Source organism: Acinetobacter sp. FB (assembly GCF_056033405.1).
The window spans coordinates 2,181,861-2,202,086 of sequence record NZ_CM148502.1; the positions used below are offsets into that span (position 1 = coordinate 2,181,861).

A 20,226-nucleotide genomic window follows, 5' to 3' on the forward strand; every position below is an offset into this window, starting at 1 on the left:
TTTACAGTTTGCTTATGCTTCTCTCAACCAAAAACCCATGGTCAATTTGCCCATGTTTAGGAGATTAATGTAATGAGTTTTCCTCAAGTCGAATTAAACACCAACAAAGGTCGTATTGTTCTTGAGCTTAACGCTGAAAAAGCACCAAAAACGGTTGCAAATTTCTTAGAATATGTACGTGACGGTTTCTATGACGGCGTAATTTTCCACCGCGTGATTGATGGTTTCATGATCCAGGGCGGTGGCATGGATGAAAACTTCAAAGAAAAAGCAACACGTGATTCAATCGAAAACGAAGCTGATAACGGCTTAAGCAACGATGAAGGCACAATTGCAATGGCGCGTACTCAAGCTCCGCACTCTGCATCTGCTCAATTCTTTATCAATGTTAAAAACAACTCTTTCTTAAACCACACTGGTAAAACAGCACAAGGCTGGGGTTATGCAGTATTTGGTAAAGTCGTTGAAGGCATGGACATTGTAGAAGCAATTAAAGGTGTTCGTACTGGGAACCGTGGTTACCATGCAGATGTTCCTTTAGAGAACGTTGTGATCGAATCTGCTAAAATTATCTCTGAATAATAATCCCTCCTCCCCCCCTTTATAAAGGGAGGAAAGTCCCTCTTTAAGAAAGAGGGATTTAGGGAGATTTAAAAGGATAAAAGTGTGACCTACCTGTTTATCTCAGATTTACATCTGTCACCTGATCACCCTCGACTCGTTCGAGGGTTTTTAGCTTTATTGAAACAATATCAGGATAAAAAAACGCACCTCTATATTTTGGGTGATTGGTTTAATGCTTGGATTGGGGATGATTACACCGCCCCGTGGTTAGATGAAATTGTCAGCGCTTTGCAAAAATTCACCGCAGTGAATAACCAAGTTTATTTCCAAGTGGGGAATCGTGATTTTGCCTTAGGTCAAAAATTCTTAAAGCAATTTAATGGGATTTTATTACCTGACGTTTATACCTTAAATATTCAGCGACATACGTTCCGACTGGAGCATGGCGATGCGCTCTGCACTGATGATGTTGCCTATCAGCGTTTTCGCAAAGTGATTCGCAATCCCATCTTATTGGGGCTAATAAAACGTACCCCTCTCAGCTTTAGACAAAAGCTCGCCAATGGTTTTCGTAAAAAAAGTATTGAAACCAAACAACTAAAAAGCTATGACATCATGGATGTAAATGCTCAAGCAGTAGAATCCGTGATTGAACACGTTGATTATTTAATTCACGGCCATACCCATCGTCCAGAGATTCACCATGTCCTTAAGAAACAACGTATTGTTTTGGGAGATTGGCGAGCAGATTCAGCTTGGATTTTAGAGCTCAATGAGCAAGAAAATTATCAATTAGATTTTAAACAGTGGTTCTATTAGTTAATCACTCTTTAACTGATCTTAACGACTTCTTTTATCTCTTCATATTTTTATCTCAGCCATTCATTAATAAATTATTGCCTTACACTTGGATAAGAACTTTAGTCGCTTTAAGCCTCTTGCACTTTGCTAAACCTTCAATCGGTCATCTCCTTACGCTTGATCAGAACTTTAATCGCTCTAACCCACTCATATACGACTTAAATCTATATAGAAATCACATTTAGCTACTTTTCGTGAAATTTAGATCAAGTAAAATAAATTAAATTTTAAAATCGAGTGAATGACGGATGGATACTTTAGCTACAGCAAAAACACGTTACGCCACAAAAGCTTATGATGCAGAGAAAAAAATTCCTCAAGCACAATTTGAAAAACTACTCGAAATTTTACGTTTCAGCCCTTCTTCGGTAAATATTCAACCTTGGCACTTTTTGGTTGCTGAATCTGATCAAGCAAAGCAGCGTATTGCATCGGCATTGACTGGCAATTATGTGTATAACGCGGCCAAAGTTCTCAATTCTTCACATACCTTAGTATTTTGCACGCGTACCGATATTTCTGCTGAATACTTAGAACAATTATTACAGCAAGATGATGTCAGTGGTCGCTTTAAAGACGAAACTGCCAAACAAGGACAACGTGCCACCCGTTCTGGTTATGTTGAATTCTATCGTAATGAACTGAAAAATCTTCCGGCATGGATGGAAAACCAGACCTACCTTGCACTTGGGCAACTGCTTTTTGCTGCGGGTCTAGAAGGAATCGACGCAACACCTATGGAAGGGTTTGATAGAGAACTCATAAATAAAGAATTTGGTTTGGCTGAAAAAGGCTTCAAAGCCTCTGTAATTGTTGCACTCGGTTATCGCAGCGACAGTGATTTCAATGCCAAACTGCCAAAATCACGACTACCAGATGAAGTGGTTTTTACTCGCCTATAACAGCACTTATTGAATGAACGCCCTAATAATAACTAGTTAAACCTTATTATTAGGGCTTAGCATTACGCATTCGTATTGATTTGAGATTGACTTAAAACCGTCTGGTCTAATTCTTCAAAGAAGACCTTCAGATCATCAGCCTGAATAAAATCTGCTTTAAATAGCATTGAGGTTTGGACATCATCAATCCCACAATAGGCAAAAATACCTTCCACGATTTGTTTGTGAATCGCTTGTGTATAACCGTGCCGATCATTCCCAGATTGCGTCCCTGTTGCAGTCCCAATCAGTTTGACTGGAATATTTTTTAGAGTACCCAATAGATTCCCCTGTTCATCGTATTTGTAGGCCCAGTCCTGACTAAATACACGTTCAAACCAGCCCTTTAAGAAAGCTGGAACCGACCACCAATACACAGGAAAAATAAAATAAACAATATCCGCACGATCAAAGCGCGCTTGTTCAAATTGGACCTCTGCATCCAAAGCTTGACGACCACGATAAGCTTCAATATCAGAAAGCGTCATCACAGCTTGAAAACCTTCCTTATATAAATCGGCAATTTCTACTGAAACACCCTTTCCAGTTAAATCATGAGAAATATGCTGTGCAATCTGATGAGAAAGTGATTGGGTATCTGGATGCGTTATAACAATCAAAGCATGCTGGAATTTATTTGAATTAGACATAGATCCATTCCGAATAGATGATCTACACAAGTTACCAATAGTAACTTATGCTATCAACTCGGTTTATGATGCCTGTAATTAGGTCGCTGAATAATCTTGTAAAATAACTAAAAGTGAATTTTCCATCACCTGCTGTGCAGTCAGTGCATCAATTTGATTTTTACTTGCTGCTGTCGATACCGTTTCAATCAAGCCCATGATCGCGATCACGATCGCCTCACCCTCTTTTCCATCCAATTGAATAAATGGATGGATGCTTTGTTTAAAAATTTCTGTGAATTTTTGCTGACATTGCTGAAAATAGTTTTGCAAGATATCACTACCAGACAAAGCAGCAATGACCAATCCAACCTCTGGACCCGTTTAGATAAAACAACTTAAATAAGCGTCGCAAAAAATATGGATGGTTTGCTGTAAGGTTTTTGCTTCAGCAGCTAAAGACCGATTAAGCTCTGCAGTCTGTTTATCATCAAACTCCTGATAAATCGAAATCAGTAACCCTTCGCGGTCAATAAAATGTCGATAAGCAATTGGTTTAGTAATACCAGCTTGCTCTGCTAAATATCCCAGAGTTAGGGCTTCTACACCCTGAGTTCGAATAATTGAACGGGCCACCTGCAACAATTGTTGTCTGCGCTCTTCCTTACTTAGTCTCTTACCAGTCATAATTTTACTTCCATCAAATTTAACCAAATCGCTTTACATCATTGCTTTGGCTAAACACAGAACTGCAACCACACCACAGATCAATCCAATCCAGGTATAAGCTTTTAACCGTTCTTTAAATAATACGACGCCACTAAGAACACCAAGTACCACGACAAGAATATTCATCCCAGCAAAAACAATGGCAGGGGTTTCTTTGAAAATCATATGTGCTTTGACATATAAGGCAATATTGGCAAAATTGAGTACACCTAAAAATAAACCTGTAAAAATATTTTTAGGCTGCCAATTGGGTTGAGTAATTGCGATATAAGCGATGGATAAAATAAAGGCTGCAATAAACGTTAAATTCAATGTAACTGCAAACTGCAAACCTAAACTACTACTATATTTAAGTAATATATCTACAGCAGCATAACCCGCCCAAACACTAAACAAAAACAAGGCTGATTTTAAATTCATGCCTTTACTTGCCTGCTCTGTGGCCTGTCCGATAATAATCGCTAAAATCGCAATGATGCCCAGTACGACGCCAATTAATTTTAATTGGCTAAACTGCTCGCCAAAAATAAAATAGGCTGCCAATAACGACAGTATGACCGCCAAACGTTGGGCAATTTCAGTTTTTAAAATACCGGCAAATTGTAAAGATTTGGCTAGACATAAAAATATACTTGGCAATAATACTGCGAGCACAAAAATCAGCCACCACGGCGTATGATTGAATGAAATATGGGTAATATCTGTTTTAAACCAATAAAAACATAAAAGACTTGCGCTTAAATAATTCCACGCAATCATTTGAAAAACATCAAAGCCCTTTGCTTTTAAGTATTTCAGTAAAATCGAGACCAATACACTACAACACGCCGCACCAACAATCATTTCCATAATATTTATTCTAGCTTTCTAATAGACAAAAAAATGCCAGTCTATTACGAGACTGGCATTTTCTTAAAGATCATCAATCAATTAACGATTGTTTTCGTCTTCTTGACCATCTTCAAATTTAGTTTCGCCGTCGAAGCCACCTTGATGACCAAAGCCACCTTGACCGCCGAAGCCACCTTGACCACCGAAGCCACCTTGACCACCGAAGCCACCTTGACCACCGAAGCCACCACCTTGACCACCGAAGCCACCTTGACCACCGAAGCCACCACCTTGACCGCCAAAGCCACCTTGACCACCAAAGCCGCCAGTAGAACCTTGACCACCGAAACCACCAGTAGCACCTTGTGCAGGGAAACCACCAGTAGCACCTTGTGCGCCAGCTGGACGTGGGTTACGCGCAGGTACAACTGTAGAAATCGCGTGTTTATAAACCATTTGACTTACAGTGTTTTTTAATAAAACTACATATTGATCAAAAGATTCAATATGCCCCTGTAATTTAATACCGTTCACGAGGAAAATAGAAACTGGAATACGTTCTTTACGGAGAGAATTTAAGAACGGATCTTGTAAAGTTTGACCTTTAGACATTTTTAACTCCAAAAAAATTTTAAATCAGCGCAAAAAAACTATCTTTATTTTTCAACTAAAAATTATAAAAAGACAGCCTGCGAATTTTGCTTTATCCAAAGAAGTTTCGCAAGTCTTCTTTCGCCTGCTTTATCGTCACGTAAGTTTTAAAATCGTGTATTTCTTGCAAAGAACGTAACCAAGTGTATTGACGTTTGGCAAGTTGCCGTGTCGCAAATAATGCTTTGTTCTCCATTTCTACTTTATTTTTGAGACTTAGGTCACTTTTTAATAAAAAATCTAAAGCTTGACGATAACCCACAGACCGCATGGATGGTAAATTATCATTTAAATCGTATTTTCTAATTAATTCCTCTACTTCATTTAAAAATCCAATACTCCACATTTTGCTTAAACGTTGCTCAATGCGTTGATGTAATTCTACCCGATCTGGCATCAATGCGTAATTATGAAATATGTAACGATATGGTTGATTTTTAGGCTGCTCTGCCTGTAGTTTTGTTATTGGTTCACCTGTAATTCGGTAAACTTCTAATGCCCTAATAATTCTTTGTTTATCTGAAACTTTGAACTTTTGTCCAGCAATTGGATCAACTGAAGCCAATTCATCATAAACAGACTGCCAGCCTTCAAGATCAGCTTTAGCAAGAATCGCATCACGAATACTTTGATCCGCATTTGGTAGATTATCAGCTAATCCTTCAAGTAGCGATTTAAAATATAGCATTGTACCGCCCACTAAAATTGGTGTTTTGCCACGCGAATGCATGTCATCAATTAATGGGCAAACATCTTCAACAAATTGTGCTGCTGAATATACGTCCAATGGAGTAATAATATCGATTAAGTGATGCGGATATTGTTGTTGCTCTTCTTTTGTGGGTTTAGCAGTCCCAATATCCATATCTTTATAAACTAAAGCTGAATCCACAGAAATCAATTCGAAATTACCGCGTTCATAGAGTTCGCATGCCAATGCTGTTTTACCACTTGCGGTAGGCCCCATTAAATTGATGACGGGCAATTGATTTGACATGTAAAACTACTCTCCTCGAGCAAATAATTTATCTAATTGATGCAATGGAAATGCGCGCCAAGTTGGACGCCCATGATTACACTGGCTGGCAAATTCAGTTTGTTCCATTTGGCGTAATAAAGCATTCATTTCCGAAAGACTGAGTTGTCGGTGTGCTCTTACAGCTCCATGACATGCCATACCAGCAAGAAGCTCATCACGTTTTTGTAATAGCCCCCTAGCTTCATCATTTGGATCAAGATCATTTAGTAATTCTGGAATTAAATTACTAAAGTCAGCTTTATGCAAAATGGCGGGAACACCGCGCACAATCACCTGATCATCGCCGTATTGATCAATTTCCAAACCCAAACGTTCTAATTGTGGTTGTAAATCTTCAACACGTGTCGCTTGCATACGAGTAATGGAAACAACTTTAGGGATCAGAAGTTGTTGCGAAGTCCAAAATTCAGGTTTATCCCATGCCGACTTCATCTGCTGCAACAAGATACGTTCATGTGCCGCATGCATATCCACAATAATCAGGCCTTCAGTATTTTGCGCCAAAATATAGATGCCATGCAGTTGTGCGATTGCAATTCCCAAAGGAAACTCATCCACACGTGATGGGCCTTGATCATTTCCATCTTCTGTTTCTTCACGTAAAGGCGCTAAATAGCTTTTGAGTGGATTATTTAACTGTGTAGTGCCATTATAACGTGGTTCATGAGGTGTTGTGTACTGTACTGCCTGTGGGCGGCTTTGATTAAACTCAGTGAGTAAATCTGTCGAAACAACAACCTGCTGATTGGCTTGTCGTTCAGGCTCAGCTACTGCTCGATGTAAATTGAATTGTTCTTGATATTTTGGCTGAGGCTGATAATTAAAGTTTTCTGCCTCAGCTTCATCTGTTTTCACCGCTTGTGCTAAATCAGCAGTTGCGGTTTGAAATTGAGACAAGGTTGCTTTGGCATAATGCCGTACAAATTCATGTACTTCACGCTGGTTCAGAAAACGAATTTCATGCTTGGTTGGATGCACATTCACATCAATATTTTCTGGATCAACTTCTAAAAACAATAAATAAGATGAATGTTGATGACCATGCAAAATTCCTTCATAGGCCATACGTAAAGCGTGTGAAATGGTTTTGTCTTTGACAATACGACCATTCACATACACATATTGCATGTCAGTCTGTGCGCGTGCGTCGGAAGGATGCCCTAACCAACCTGACAAACGCATATTGATACTTTCAGCATCGATCCAGTATGCATTTTGAATAAACTGTTGACCTAATAACTGCTGGACACGCTGATAACGTAATTCACCACTATCAGCAATCGGCAAATTTAAACGAATATTATCGTTATGTTCGAGTACAAAACGAATTTCAAAATGAGTCAAAGCCAAACGGCGGACTATTTCTTCGATATGCCCAAATTCTGTACTTGGTTTTTTTAAAAACTTTCGGCGCGCTGGCACATTGAAAAATAAATCTTGTACACGAATATGTGTACCTTTTTGTGCTGCAACAGCCTGTATTTCTTGATGATCAAACGCTGTCCCATTCACTTCAACCTGATAGCCTACACCTTGTTCATCTTGGCTACTGGTTAACGTCAAACGTGATACCGCAGCAATCGAAGCTAATGCCTCTCCACGAAAGCCTAAACTAACAATTGCATGCAAGTCTTCCGATGTTTTAATTTTACTTGTCGCATGCCGCATTACTGCTAATGGTAAATCTTCTGAATGAATTCCATGGCCATTATCAATGATTTCAATCAGGGTCGAACCACCTTGCGCCACCCGAATAATAAGTTCGGTTGCGCCAGCATCGATTGCATTTTCTAATAATTCTTTAACAACTGATGATGGACGTTCAATCACCTCACCCGCAGCAATCTGGTTGGCTAAGGCAGCATCAAGGGTATGAATACGACGAGTTGAATCATGCGCCATTCAATTGTTCCTGCAAAGTTTGAGATAAAGATTCGGATTCAGTGGTTAGCGTAACAAACCGAGTCAATTCATCATCCGATTTTTGAATATCAATCACTACATCAGGTTTTGGAATTTCATCTCCACCTTTTGAAGGCCATTCAAATAAGAATAAAGCATCTGGCGTTTCTAAATAATCACGAATTCCCATCAGTTCTAATTCATAGGGATCATCTAAACGATATAAGTCAAAATGGAAAATTTCTTTCTTTTGAATTGTATATGGCTCAACCAAGGTATAAGTTGGGCTTTTTACTGAACCCTGATGCCCAAGATTCTGGATAAAATAACGTGCAAATGTAGTTTTCCCAGCACCTAAATCACCAATCAAATATATAACGCCTGAATGCACTTGTTGTGAGAGCACTTGCGCAAATTTTTGAGTGTCTTGTTCATGATTTAAAGTAAATTTCACTGAATATGACATGGCAAATAGAATAAAATTGGGATAACCGCTATGATAACATCGCCCTGCGTTAAAGCCTAATGCACCGAAATGAATTGCTTCTTTTTAAAACGCTCAAGATTTTAAATATGACCTTACAAAATAGAGTAAACCCTTGGGGAAAATTGCATCAGCATCCTTCTAAAAAAGCGATGCTGATGGGAAATCGCGGCGGTCGTCTCCATAACTCAGATAAACAGATTATTAAACAATGGGCAACACAGTCATGGATTCATTGTTTAACAACATTCGGTAATATTAAAAGAGAAGTTTTTGGTGATTCTTATTCAGAATTATTTTTTTTAGATGAAGTCACAGCTTTATCTGCAGGACATCGTCCATGTGGCGAATGCCAAAGAAAACGTTATCAAGAGTTTAAAAAAATCTGGTTAAATATCAACAATACAGACCGATCAATTTCAGCAAAAGAAATGGATAAACGTATCCACCAAGATCGAATCAATGCTGAAAAAAAGCAGCATACAGTCCAAGCAAATCTTTCAAAACTGCCTATTGGAACTTTTTTCGAATATGCTTCTGAAGCGATCGTAGTTTATAAAGAAAACTGTTATTTGATTTGGTCTTTTGATGGCTATCAAAAGAAAATTGAATTACCCCAAAATCTTACAGTTACTGTATTAACACCTCAAACTTTTGTAAAAATGTTTGACCATGGATATGTCCCAAATTTTCATTCTTCAGCATCACTAAAAATAATATGAATACAGTTGAAAATTTTATCCCTCCAATGATCAATGGTGTTAGTGCCAGTAAAGTCTTTTTACCTCAAAATATTTCGGCACACACCATTTTTGAATATCTTTGCCAACACTTTCCACATATTCAATCAAGCGAATGGCAACAACGTTTTAGCGATGAATTAATCTATGCTGCGAATGGTGAAAAATTAAAAATAGACAGTATCTATACGCCCAATAACCATATTTTTTATTATCGTTTCCTAGCTCAAGAAATTCATGTGCCTTTTCAGCATGAGATTTTATACGAAAATGAACATTTACTCGTCGTTGATAAACCCCACTTTCTAACAATGACACCATCAGGACAATACGTTCAAGAAACATTACTCGTCCGCTTAAAGAAACAAACAGGCTATGAAGCACTGACGCCAATCCACAGATTAGATCGAGAAACAGCAGGTGTCGTTTTATTCTGCAAAAAGCCAGAACAAAGAGGAATATACCAACAGCTTTTTGCAGATCGAAAAGTACAAAAAATCTATCATGCGATTGCAGCTTATCGAGCTGAATTACATTTCCCGCAGATATTACAGCTCCATTTAGAAAAAGGTCAGCCGTTTTACACGATGCAAATTAATTCTGAAAAACCTCAGAATTCTGAAACTTTGATAGAGCTTCTGGAACACAATCAACATTACGCAAAATATCAGCTTAAACCCAAGACAGGTAAACAACATCAATTGCGTGTGCACCTTAATTACTTAGGTATTCCAATTTTAAATGATTCATTTTATCCAGTTGTCGCACATAAAGCTGATGATGACTTTGAACAACCGCTCCAGTTGTTGGCAAAACAGATTTATTTTATAGATCCCGTTTTAAATCAAGAAATGCATTTTAATTCTAAATTTGAATTGACACTGTAAATACAACGTAATGACAAAATTTCTATTTTTTCACTTCAAAAATATTGAAATTACATTGCAATGGTTTAGAATACATGACGATAATTAAAAATATTTGGTCGTATTCTGTATGCGAAAAACAGAAGTTTATCAAGTTCGCCTTGATTCACAGGAAAAGAAACAAGCTTTTGCTGTTTTTAAGCAGCTAGGTATATCCCCTGCTCAAGCTGTTCGTCTTTTCTTTAAACAAGTTGTGTTGACGAAATCAATTCCTTTTGCAATTGAAAATCAAAACATTAATATGGAACAGTTACTCAAGCTCCGTAAATCTAAAAATGCAGCAATAAATGATCCTGCAGCTGCTGTAGATTTGGATGTTGAAGACGATCATGAAGATCTATTTGAAGAATTAAATGCACTGTTAGGCGAAAGTGACAAAACTTAACAATGTTGCATTTATAAACAAGTTTTTATTTTTTAAGCTTAAATTTTTTCGTTATTCTGACAGTCCAAATAAAATTATAAGTGCAAGGATGGACAGGAATGATTGTTAAACGAGCAACAAAAGAAGATCTTCACCAACTTGCTGTCTTGTTTGATGAATACCGTCAATTCTATGGTACATCATCCAATGTTGAACAATCCTATCAATTTCTAAAACATCGTTTCGAAAATAAAGATAGTGTCATTTTCATTCACGTCAAAGATGATGTCCTCACAGGCTTTGTTTTACTGTACCTTGCTTTTTCGTCTGTTTCTTGCGAAACCTATTATATTTTAGATGATGTTTATGTAACCCCATCTTATCGAAAACAAGGATCGGCTAAACAATTAATTGACACTGCAATCCTTTTTGCTCGCCATGAAAATGCACAAAGAATTAGTCTTGAAACACAAAAAAATAATTATGAGTCTCGCCGTCTTTATGAACAAATGGGATTTATTCAAGATGATGAATTCAAAACCTTTCACTGTTTTTTAAAATAGTTATTCATCATCTAAGGCAATATTTTGACTCAATTGTTTTTGAGAAGATGTAAGATAAATCCATTCACCTTCTGGTAATTCAGGAAGCTCAAGTAATCCTATTTGCTGGCGGTGTAAGAGCTCAACTTTATTTCCTACTGCTGCAAGCATACGTTTAACTTGATGGTAGACACCTTGATGAATTGTCATTGCCAATTGATGCGTGGAAAATAGTTGAAGATTGGTTGCGGCATAAATACCTTTTTCATTCCTTAGCTCAACTCCCTGTTCTAAAGCCATTAATTGCTCAGCTGAAATCGGATCGGCAGTCGTTACATGATAAACTTTTGGCACATGCTTACGGGGATTGGTTAAAGCTTGTAAATATTGACCATCATCAGTCAATAACAATAATCCAGTAGTATCTTGGTCTAGTCTTCCCACACATTGAATACCCCGATGGATCAAAATTTCAGGTAGTAAGCTAAATACACTTTTATGATGCGTTGCCTGATGTGAACATTCATAACCGTTCGGTTTATTTAAAACAATGTAGAGATGTTCTCGATATTGGTATTCTTCGCCAAATACTTGAAAGCAAAGCTGATCCGTATTTATATTCTGTTTAGGGTTTTCACAAACTTGTCCTTCAATCTGCACAGAACCATTTTTAATTAACTGTTGGCAATACTTTCTTGAACCAAAGCCTTGCGATTGCAAAATTTTTTCCAACAGCATAACTACATCCTCATCTCAAACTGAGTCTATTGTACTCGATTCAGCTAGGCATCGTTGCTTACAGCATACTCATTCTTATTTTTTATAATTTATTCACAATCTGTTCATTTGTAATAGAACATATACAAAACTCTCGCCAAACTCTCTCAATCATCCTATTGCGCTCCATATTTTCACTTAAAAGTCTTGTTACATTTGTCTCAAGCAAAAGAATACTGTCCAAAAGAATGGATAAGGAGTTTCACCATGAAATCGAATATGTGGTTATGTAGTGTCATCTTGGCAACCTCTTCAATGATGACCGTTGCACATGCAGATAATACAGCACGTGTTGCAGCAACTTCAGCACTCGGTAGTATTGTTGGTACAGCAGTTGGTAAACAACTTGGCGGTAATACGGGTGCCATGATTGGTTCCGCAATTGGTGGTGCTGGTGGTGCTGCGGCATCAAGCAATAAACGTGATCGCACTGAAGCCGCAATTGGTGGTGGACTTGGCGGTGTTGGTGGTTACACCGTTGGACGTAATGTCGGTGGAACGAATGGCGGCTATATTGGCGCTGGTTTGGGTGCAGCAGGTGGTGCGGCTTTAGGTCAAAAAGTTGGTCAAGATCGTGAAGAAGACCGTCGCTACGAAAATCGTCATTCTTACGATGACCGCCGTTATAACAACCGTCGTTCTTATGATGATCGTGGATACTATAAATCTCGTCATCATTACCGTCATGATAATGGCTATCACCGTGGTTGGTATAAGGATTAATCATCAAATCTTAACATTTTCTCTTTTGGCGCCTTCGGGCGCTTTTTTTATTTTATCCAATTTGCAACAAATATCGACAATATTCGATATACAAAAACAATCTAATATCGTATTATTTCGATATATGATTTTGAGAGTCAAAAAATGAAGTCACTACAAGAGATCAAATTTTCAATTTTGGAGTTAGCTCCTGTCAGAGACGATAAAAGTATTGAATTTTCACTTCGTCATGCACTAGAACTTGCTCAACATGCTGAAAAGCTTGGTTATGAACGTTTCTGGTTAGCTGAACATCACAATATGGATGGAATTGCGAGTTCCGCAACGGCAGTTTTACTAGGATTCATCGCAGCAAATACACACAAAATTCGCTTAGGTTCTGGTGGCATCATGTTACCTAATCACGCACCATTAGTTGTTGCAGAACAATTCGGGACTTTAGCAACACTTTATCCTAATCGTTTTGAACTTGGTTTGGGGCGTGCTCCAGGAACTGATCAAATGACGATGCGTGCATTACGACGCGGGCGTCAAGAAACCGAAGATCAATTTCCTCAAGATGTAATGGAAATTTTGCAATATTTTAAAGTACCACAACCAAATCAAAAAATAATTGCAACGCCAGGTCAAAATACCCATGTCCCTGTTTGGTTACTTGGCTCAAGTTTATTCAGTGCACAATTGGCCGCAAAGCTCGGACTTCCCTATTCTTTTGCATCACATTTCGCTCCACGTATGTTAGGTCAAGCAATCGAAGTTTACCGTGAGAATTTTCAAGCATCTGAATATCTTGATAAACCTTATGTTTCAATGGGTGTACCAACAGTCGTTGCGGCAACTGATGAAGAAGCACAATATTTAGCAACTAGTTCTTATCAAAGAATTTTAAATCTGATTCGTGGCAATAGCCTAAAGTTAAAACCACCAATTGATTCAATCGAAGGATTGGCTTCAGTTTCAGAACAGATGGCGATTCAAAATTTTTATGCGATGGCACAAATTGGTTCAAAAGAAACTGTGAAAACTGGATTAAATAAGATTGCTAGTCAATACGATGTTGATGAATTCATTTTTACATGTGATATTTATGATACTGAAAAACGACTAGAAAATTTTAGTTTGTTGATGGATCTTAAAAACAAATAATTTCTCATTTTCAAGTAAGCATTATTCACAACAATAATGCTTACTCCACCACACCCATATATTGATAAGCAGTATTGTTTTTACTGTAACGTAAATATTTTCCTTGTGGTTTATAATTTTTATCTAACAACATAATATAAATATTATTCAAATTCTTATCCATTCGAATATAATCAGGTATATCACTCGGCCCTTCATGATTTTTACAGTCAAAATCAACTTTGATGTGATCAAATTTTGCTGTTTTTGTCTGAAAAATTTTTATCGGTTGAATTCTCCCTGTCTTAATAGGTTGAAACGCATGAATTGCATAAGCTCCGATACAACTACTCCCTTTATAATAGTTTTCAACCAAATAAATAGGTTGTTTAACGAAATCAGATTGTTTTACATCTAAGATAAAGCCCGTATCTATAGGCGTTAAAGTAAATTTCCGTTCATTTTGAGTTTGCACATAAGAAGAATATTCCCCCATAGTACCTCCACTTCCCACATCGAAAGTATAAAACTTTAAACGTTTATCAGGTGAATAATGAATACGTAGATTATATTGGTCTTGAAATGTAGGAAAAGTATAATTAAAACTTCTAGAATCACTTTCTATTTTTGCAATGATTTCTGATTCAATCGATTGATTCACTTCGTAGAAGTCTTTTTGCGTATAGTATTGAATTAATTTTTTCTCAAATTGAGCTAACGTTTCTGCGTGTGTTTCTGAAATTAGAATTAGTGATAATAAAAATACAATTTTTTTCATTATTATTTCCTGTGGATTGGATTCTTCAAAAAGCGCAGAAAGTTCTACGCCTTTTGAATGGCACAATTATCCAATACGACGTTTTAAACCAGTTAACTGTAAAATACGCGTTGAAATCTCTTCAATCGACATTTCAGTGACGTTCAAATACTTAATACCTTCAGAAATATAAATACCCTCAATGGCACGTAATTCCATTTGGCATTGACTAAAACTTGCATAACGACTATTGGCTTTTCGTTCGCTACGAATAGCGACCAACCGCTCAGCATCAATCATTAAACCAAAGAGCTTATTTTTGTGTGCTCGTAGCACAGCAGGTAGACGATTATCATCTAAATCTTCTTCAGTTAAAGGATAGTTCGCAACACGAATTCCAAACTGTAATGATAAATAAATCGAGGTTGGTGTTTTCCCAGATCGAGAAACGCCAACTAAAATCAAGTCAGCTTTATCATAATGACGAGTTCGAGCACCATCATCATTGTCTAATGCAAAATGTACTGCATCAATACGAGCCTTATAAGATTCAGAATCTGTTACAGCATGGGTCTGTCCAACTAAAGTTGTCGGTGGTGTCCCCAACTCTTGCTCAAGTTTACTAATCAATCCCTCGAAAACATCCAAATTTACGGCTTTAGCTGTATTAATAATTTCACGGACATGTGGGTCTACCAATGTGTCAAAAACAAGTGGTAAACATCCATCTCTTGATTGGCATCCATTGATGTCAACAACCACATTCATTGCAGCTTCTTCAGTGGTAATATAAGGCATAATATGAATATCAAAATCGACATTCGGAAATTGCGCAAGTAGTGAATGTCCAAGGGTTTCTGCGGTAATTGCAGTACCATCCGAAATAAAAAATACACTCCGTTTAATTTGTTTACTTTCGGGCATCAAAATTCTCCTTAAACATTTGTCTTAGTGCTCTATAATCTTTATAGTAAACTCATCTAACATGACTGTCGCTTAGTAAAATACTAAATCTAAGCACATTCGTATAATTTCATACCAATGATGGTCATTCATACTGCAAAAAAAGTGGAGTAAATACTTTGGAAGCGCGCGTAATCGGTCTGGAAAAATTAGGGAAACACGATGTCGAACTCGTAGGTGGGAAAAACTCATCTTTGGGTGAAATGATCAGCCATTTATCCAATGCTGGTGTATCGGTACCTGGTGGTTTTGCAACAACTGCAGCTGCCTATCGTGAGTTCTTGGATCAAAGCGGCTTAAATGCTCGAATTCAGGCTGAACTTGAGCAGCTAAATGTTGATGATGTAAACGCACTTATAGAGACAGGTGCTAAAATCCGTAAATGGATCGTTGATACTCCACTTACTGCTAATTTAGAACAAGAAATTCGTGACGCGTTTACAGCACTTTCAAACGGTAATCCAGACATCGCTGTTGCTGTACGTTCTTCTGCGACTGCAGAAGATTTACCTGATGCTTCTTTTGCAGGACAACAAGAAACTTTCTTAAACATTCGCGGAATTGATAACGTTCTTATCGCGATTAAAGAAGTTTTTGCTTCGCTTTATAATGACCGTGCCATCGCTTACCGTGTACACCAAGGTTTTGAACACAGTGTTGTTGCCCTATCTGCGGGTGTACAACGTATGGTTCGTTCAGAGACTGGTGCTGCAGGTGTAATGTTTACGCTTGACACAGAATCTGGTTTTCGTGATGTGGTATTTATTACTGCATCATACGGTCTGGGTGAAATGGTTGTTCAGGGAGCTGTTAACCCTGACGAATTCTATTTGTCAAAACCATTGTTAAATGCAGGTAAACACTCAGTTTTACGCCGCAATCTCGGTTCTAAACACCAAAAAATGATCTATGGTGAAGAAGGCGCTGCAGGTAAATCCGTTGTTGTGGTTGATGTTGAAAAACCAGAACGTCAACAGTTTGCATTAAATGATCATGAATTACATGAATTGGCAAAACAAGCCTTAATCATCGAACAACACTATGGCTCACCGATGGATATCGAATGGGCAAAAGATGGCGATGATGGTCAAATCTATATCGTTCAAGCACGTCCTGAAACTGTAAAAAGCCGTCAAAATGTCGGCACCATGGAACGTTACTTATTAAAACAACGCGGTACTGTCATCTGTGAAGGTCGTTCAATCGGTCAACGCATTGGTTCAGGTAAAGTGCGTGTTGTAACGTCGATTAAAGAAATGGATAAGGTTCAGGACGGTGACGTACTTGTATCTGACATGACTGACCCAGATTGGGAACCAGTGATGAAGCGCGCTGCAGCGATTGTGACCAATCGTGGTGGTCGTACTTGTCACGCTGCAATCATTGCACGTGAGTTAGGTGTACCAGCAATCGTGGGTTGTGGTAATGCAACAGAAGTATTAACTGATGGTCAAGAAGTAACCGTTTCTTGTGCTGAAGGTGATACAGGCTTTATCTATGAAGGCGCATTAGATTTTGAGGTTCAACGCAACTCAATTCACTCAATGCCAAAACTCCCATTTAAGATCATGATGAATGTTGGTAATCCAGACCGTGCATTTGACTTTGCTCAAATTCCAAATGAAGGGATTGGTCTTGCACGTCTTGAATTCATCATTAACCGTATGATCGGTGTACATCCTAAAGCGCTTCTCAATATTGACAGCCTACCACGTGAAACGCGTGCTGCTGTAATGACACGTACATCTGGTTATTCTTCGCCAATCGAATTCTATGTAGAAAAGTTAGTTGAAGGTATTTCAACACTTGCAGCTGCATTTGCTGAAAAACCAGTCATCGTTCGTATGTCTGACTTTAAATCAAATGAATATGCGAACTTAATTGGCGGTAAATTATACGAGCCAGAAGAAGAAAACCCAATGTTGGGCTTCCGAGGTGCAAGTCGTTACGTATCTGACAACTTCCGTGACTGTTTTGAGCTTGAGTGCCGTGCTTTGAAGAAAGCCCGTGATGAAATGGGTTTAACCAATATTCAAATCATGATCCCATTCGTGCGTACAGTGTCTGAAGCAAAACGTGTGATTGAGTTGCTTGCTCAAAATGGTTTAAAACGTGGTGAAAATGGTCTAAAAATCATCATGATGTGTGAGCTTCCAACCAATGCTTTATTGGCTGAACAGTTCCTTGAACATTTTGATGGTTTCTCAATTGGTTCAAATGACTTAACACAATTAACACTTGGTCTTGATCGTGATTCTGGTATCGTATCTCACTTATTTGATGAGCGTGATCCAGCGGTTAAAGCCCTTCTTTCTATGGCAATTCATGCATGCCGTAAAGCAGGAAAATACGTTGGTATTTGTGGTCAAGGTCCTTCAGACCACCCTGACCTTGCTAAATGGCTCATGGAACAAGGTATTGAATCTGTGTCACTTAACCCTGACTCAGTGCTTGATACTTGGTTCTTCCTTGCTGAAGAACAAATCAAGAAAGCCTAGTCTTTTTTAAAAAAGACCCTTTCGTAGGGTCTTTTTTCATCTTTAGTCATTGAGAATTTTTAATTATGCAAATTTACTTGGCTCGTAATAACCAACAAGCTGGACCTTATAGTTTAGACCAACTGAACCAAATGCTTTCTAGCCAACAAGTATTACTTACAGACTTGGTTTGGCACGAAGGTATGAGTGAATGGAAAACTCTTGGCGAACTCACTCAAGGAAAACTTGTCTACGAACCTGTAGGTTATTCATTATTCAATCATCAAATTAACAATCAAACTGAGCAGTCAACTTTTAAAATTAAAGTTGAAAAAAAAACATCTGAACTCGCCTCATTTCATTCTCGTGCACTCGCTAAAGTGATTGACTTAACACTTTGGCTTCCAATGGCCGCTATACCATCTTTTTTCTTTAACGAAAGCCAGTACACAGAATTATTTAAAATTCAAAAGCAATTACAAGCAAGCCAAGTCGCTTCAAGTGAAGCAGTTGAGTTGCAGCATCAACTTATGCAGCTTATTCCAAATGAAGCATGGATGAGTATTTTTGTTTATTTGATCCTCATGCTAATGCTACAAGCTTTTTTAATTGCGAAGTCAGGACAAAGCATTGGTAAAAAAATAACCAAAATTAAAATCGTAGATGCTGAAACACATACGGCAGTCAATACGATTAGAGCTTTTTGGTTGAGAAGTGCTTTATTTATCATTCTGAATTTATTGTTTATGCCATTTATTACCATTATCGACTATGCTTTCTTTGCATTTAATAAAAATCGCCAAACTTTGCACGATAAATTGGCAAAAACTAAGGTCGTAAAGCAATAATTTTTAATTAACTAAGCAAAAGAGGATTTATTCCTCTTTTTTGCTCTATAAAATTGATATTTATAGAAAAAATATACATTTCAATAACAATTCCTACAAAATAAATCAGGTTTTAAAACAAGTATTTCTGACTGTGTTAGATGTAGCTTAGTTTTTCAATATGAGGCATAATGCCCGACAACGTAGCGGTGTCGCATGATTGCTAAGCATTTCACAAAAAATTCTTATCAATCATGCGACACTTTAATCGCTATCCCATAATTTAAATTAGGGAATGGGACTCTTCACCGAGGTTGTAAAATGAGACAAACGATTTTAGCTGTATTGTCTTTATCAACGATGGCTGCACTCTTAACTGGGTGTGGTGGTGATATGGTACTTCTAAACAATAAAGGTCCAGTTGGTCAAGGTCAAAGTAGCCTGATGATGACTGCGATCTATCTAATGCTATTGGTGGTGATTCCATCAATCGTTATGGCATTATGGTTTGGTTGGCAATATCGCGCATCGAATAAAGATGCAGACTATAAACCTACTTGGGCACACTCTACGACAATTGAGATCGTTGTTTGGGGTGTTCCTGTCATTATTATTGGTATTTTAGCTTGGTTAACTTGGTGGGGTTCCCACAAGTACGACCCTTACCGTCCGTTAGAATCAGATAAAGCACCATTAACTATTCAAGCTGTCGCTGAACAGTTTAAATGGATTTTTATCTATCCTGAGCAAAACATTGCAACGGTAAACGAAGTACGCTTCCCAGAAAAAACGCCTGTAAGCTTTAAGATTACTTCTAACTTTACGATGAACTCATTCTTCATCCCACAGTTAGGTGGTCAGATCTATGCAATGGCGGGTATGCAAACTCACCTTCACTTGTTAGCAGATGAACCAGGTGTTTTCCGTGGTTTCTCAGCAAACTATTCAGGTTACGGTTTCTCTCAAATGCGCTTTAAAGCACACAGCGTAACTGAAGCTGAATTTGCAAAATGGGTAGAAGCTGTTAAAGCTGGTAATGGTACAAGTATCAATGCTGAAGCAATTCAAAAAGGTACACTTGACCAAGCTGAGTTAGCAACGCTTAAAGATGGTGATCGTTCTAAGCATCAGATCGAGCATTTAGTGAATCGTGCTAAAGCTGCTGGTGATGAAGAAGCACTTGCTAAAGCTGAAGCAATGAAACCGTTCCCGACTAAGCCACACCCTGTGACTTATTACTCTTCTGTTGAGCCTAAGTTGTTTGAAACAATCATCAACCGTTATATGAGTAACTATCACGGTGCTGACCACTCTGCTGGACATGCAACAGCAGAAACTCATGCTGCAGCTGAACACGCTGCTCAAGGGGAATAA

The 20,226-nt window shown here is 38.0% G+C and carries 21 protein-coding genes and 1 pseudogene; 12 read left to right on the top strand and 10 right to left on the bottom strand.

All coding sequences use genetic code 11. From position 1 onward, the window contains the following. Positions 1 to 72: 72 nt before the first annotated feature. The 3 genes from AC0JIQ_RS10355 (at position 73) to nfsB (ending at position 2,327) form a co-directional block, all read left to right on the top strand. On the top strand, positions 73 to 582 hold the full coding sequence (locus tag AC0JIQ_RS10355; protein ID WP_004654349.1) for a peptidylprolyl isomerase: 510 nt from the start codon (positions 73 to 75) through the stop codon (positions 580 to 582). Positions 583 to 666: 84 nt separating this feature from the next. After that, a complete protein-coding gene (locus AC0JIQ_RS10360) occupies positions 667 to 1,383 on the top strand; it encodes a UDP-2,3-diacylglucosamine diphosphatase (protein ID WP_474201599.1) in 717 nt (238 codons plus the stop codon). Between the two features lie 290 nt (positions 1,384 to 1,673). Next, positions 1,674 to 2,327 carry an oxygen-insensitive NAD(P)H nitroreductase gene (gene nfsB / locus AC0JIQ_RS10365; protein WP_005204680.1) on the top strand — a complete coding sequence of 218 codons (654 nt, stop codon included), beginning with the start codon at positions 1,674 to 1,676 and terminating at the stop codon, positions 2,325 to 2,327. 62 nt (positions 2,328 to 2,389) lie between these two features. Here nfsB and AC0JIQ_RS10370 read toward each other — a convergent pair whose 3' ends face one another. The 7 genes and pseudogenes from AC0JIQ_RS10370 to tsaE all read right to left on the bottom strand — a co-directional run bounded on the left by AC0JIQ_RS10370 (position 2,390) and on the right by tsaE (position 8,613). Beyond that, positions 2,390 to 3,016, bottom strand: coding sequence for an NAD(P)H-dependent oxidoreductase (locus AC0JIQ_RS10370; RefSeq protein WP_474201600.1), 627 nt, complete (start codon positions 3,014 to 3,016; stop codon positions 2,390 to 2,392). 78 nt (positions 3,017 to 3,094) lie between these two features. Beyond that, positions 3,095 to 3,682: pseudogene (locus AC0JIQ_RS10375) on the bottom strand (TetR/AcrR family transcriptional regulator). 33 nt (positions 3,683 to 3,715) lie between these two features. After that, positions 3,716 to 4,573 carry an EamA family transporter gene (locus AC0JIQ_RS10380; RefSeq protein WP_474201601.1) on the bottom strand — a complete coding sequence of 286 codons (858 nt, stop codon included), beginning with the start codon at positions 4,571 to 4,573 and terminating at the stop codon, positions 3,716 to 3,718. An 81-nt stretch (positions 4,574 to 4,654) separates the two neighbouring features. Beyond that, positions 4,655 to 5,167: an RNA chaperone Hfq gene (gene hfq, locus AC0JIQ_RS10385; protein ID WP_005215403.1), complete on the bottom strand. Its 513-nt coding sequence runs from the start codon at positions 5,165 to 5,167 to the stop codon at positions 4,655 to 4,657. Between the two features lie 91 nt (positions 5,168 to 5,258). Further along, positions 5,259 to 6,203 (bottom strand): tRNA (adenosine(37)-N6)-dimethylallyltransferase MiaA, encoded by a 945-nt coding sequence (miaA, locus tag AC0JIQ_RS10390; RefSeq protein ID WP_050039440.1) that lies wholly within the window; start codon positions 6,201 to 6,203, stop codon positions 5,259 to 5,261. 6 nt (positions 6,204 to 6,209) lie between these two features. Continuing rightward, positions 6,210 to 8,147 carry a DNA mismatch repair endonuclease MutL gene (mutL, locus tag AC0JIQ_RS10395; protein ID WP_474201602.1) on the bottom strand — a complete coding sequence of 646 codons (1,938 nt, stop codon included), beginning with the start codon at positions 8,145 to 8,147 and terminating at the stop codon, positions 6,210 to 6,212. Then, positions 8,137 to 8,613, bottom strand: a complete 477-nt coding sequence (tsaE, locus tag AC0JIQ_RS10400) for a tRNA (adenosine(37)-N6)-threonylcarbamoyltransferase complex ATPase subunit type 1 TsaE (RefSeq protein WP_474201603.1) — start codon at positions 8,611 to 8,613, stop codon at positions 8,137 to 8,139. Before tsaE ends, mutL begins: the two co-directional genes overlap by 11 nt. Positions 8,614 to 8,720: 107 nt before the next feature. On the opposite strand from tsaE, the gene AC0JIQ_RS10405 reads away from it, so the two are divergent. From AC0JIQ_RS10405 to AC0JIQ_RS10420, 4 genes are all read left to right on the top strand, one after another. Then, the gene (locus AC0JIQ_RS10405; protein ID WP_474201604.1) at positions 8,721 to 9,353 is read left to right on the top strand and encodes a hypothetical protein; all 633 of its coding nucleotides are present in this window, start codon (positions 8,721 to 8,723) and stop codon (positions 9,351 to 9,353) included. Next, positions 9,350 to 10,258 (top strand): pseudouridine synthase, encoded by a 909-nt coding sequence (locus tag AC0JIQ_RS10410; protein WP_474201605.1) that lies wholly within the window; start codon positions 9,350 to 9,352, stop codon positions 10,256 to 10,258. The genes AC0JIQ_RS10405 and AC0JIQ_RS10410 overlap by 4 nt, the downstream gene beginning before the upstream one ends. A gap of 109 nt (positions 10,259 to 10,367) precedes the next feature. Next, positions 10,368 to 10,682, top strand: a complete 315-nt coding sequence (locus AC0JIQ_RS10415) for a type II toxin-antitoxin system RelB/DinJ family antitoxin (RefSeq protein WP_004661385.1) — start codon at positions 10,368 to 10,370, stop codon at positions 10,680 to 10,682. 98 nt (positions 10,683 to 10,780) lie between these two features. Continuing rightward, positions 10,781 to 11,224 (top strand): GNAT family N-acetyltransferase, encoded by a 444-nt coding sequence (locus tag AC0JIQ_RS10420; protein ID WP_005215389.1) that lies wholly within the window; start codon positions 10,781 to 10,783, stop codon positions 11,222 to 11,224. On the opposite strand, the gene AC0JIQ_RS10425 is transcribed toward AC0JIQ_RS10420, so the two are convergent. Next, positions 11,225 to 11,941, bottom strand: a complete 717-nt coding sequence (locus tag AC0JIQ_RS10425) for a pseudouridine synthase (protein ID WP_474201606.1) — start codon at positions 11,939 to 11,941, stop codon at positions 11,225 to 11,227. A gap of 246 nt (positions 11,942 to 12,187) precedes the next feature. On the opposite strand from AC0JIQ_RS10425, the gene AC0JIQ_RS10430 reads away from it, so the two are divergent. Then, entirely contained in the window at positions 12,188 to 12,703 is a 516-nt protein-coding gene (locus AC0JIQ_RS10430) for a glycine zipper domain-containing protein (RefSeq protein ID WP_474201607.1), read from the top strand. A gap of 144 nt (positions 12,704 to 12,847) precedes the next feature. Beyond that, positions 12,848 to 13,849 (top strand): LLM class flavin-dependent oxidoreductase, encoded by a 1,002-nt coding sequence (locus AC0JIQ_RS10435; protein WP_474201608.1) that lies wholly within the window; start codon positions 12,848 to 12,850, stop codon positions 13,847 to 13,849. A gap of 40 nt (positions 13,850 to 13,889) precedes the next feature. Here the strand turns inward: AC0JIQ_RS10435 and AC0JIQ_RS10440 are convergent, their stop codons facing one another. Both AC0JIQ_RS10440 and ppsR read right to left on the bottom strand, forming a co-directional pair. Then, positions 13,890 to 14,606, bottom strand: coding sequence for a hypothetical protein (locus AC0JIQ_RS10440; protein WP_474201609.1), 717 nt, complete (start codon positions 14,604 to 14,606; stop codon positions 13,890 to 13,892). A 66-nt stretch (positions 14,607 to 14,672) separates the two neighbouring features. Then, positions 14,673 to 15,509 (bottom strand): posphoenolpyruvate synthetase regulatory kinase/phosphorylase PpsR, encoded by an 837-nt coding sequence (gene ppsR / locus AC0JIQ_RS10445; protein WP_004661375.1) that lies wholly within the window; start codon positions 15,507 to 15,509, stop codon positions 14,673 to 14,675. A 158-nt stretch (positions 15,510 to 15,667) separates the two neighbouring features. Between ppsR and ppsA the strand changes: the two genes are divergently transcribed. The 3 genes from ppsA (at position 15,668) to cyoA (ending at position 20,226) form a co-directional block, all read left to right on the top strand. Continuing rightward, positions 15,668 to 18,046, top strand: a complete 2,379-nt coding sequence (ppsA, locus tag AC0JIQ_RS10450) for a phosphoenolpyruvate synthase (protein WP_004661374.1) — start codon at positions 15,668 to 15,670, stop codon at positions 18,044 to 18,046. A 65-nt stretch (positions 18,047 to 18,111) separates the two neighbouring features. Further along, positions 18,112 to 18,873, top strand: coding sequence for an RDD family protein (locus AC0JIQ_RS10455; RefSeq protein WP_474201610.1), 762 nt, complete (start codon positions 18,112 to 18,114; stop codon positions 18,871 to 18,873). 300 nt (positions 18,874 to 19,173) lie between these two features. Further along, positions 19,174 to 20,226, top strand: coding sequence for a ubiquinol oxidase subunit II (gene cyoA / locus AC0JIQ_RS10460; RefSeq protein WP_004661372.1), 1,053 nt, complete (start codon positions 19,174 to 19,176; stop codon positions 20,224 to 20,226).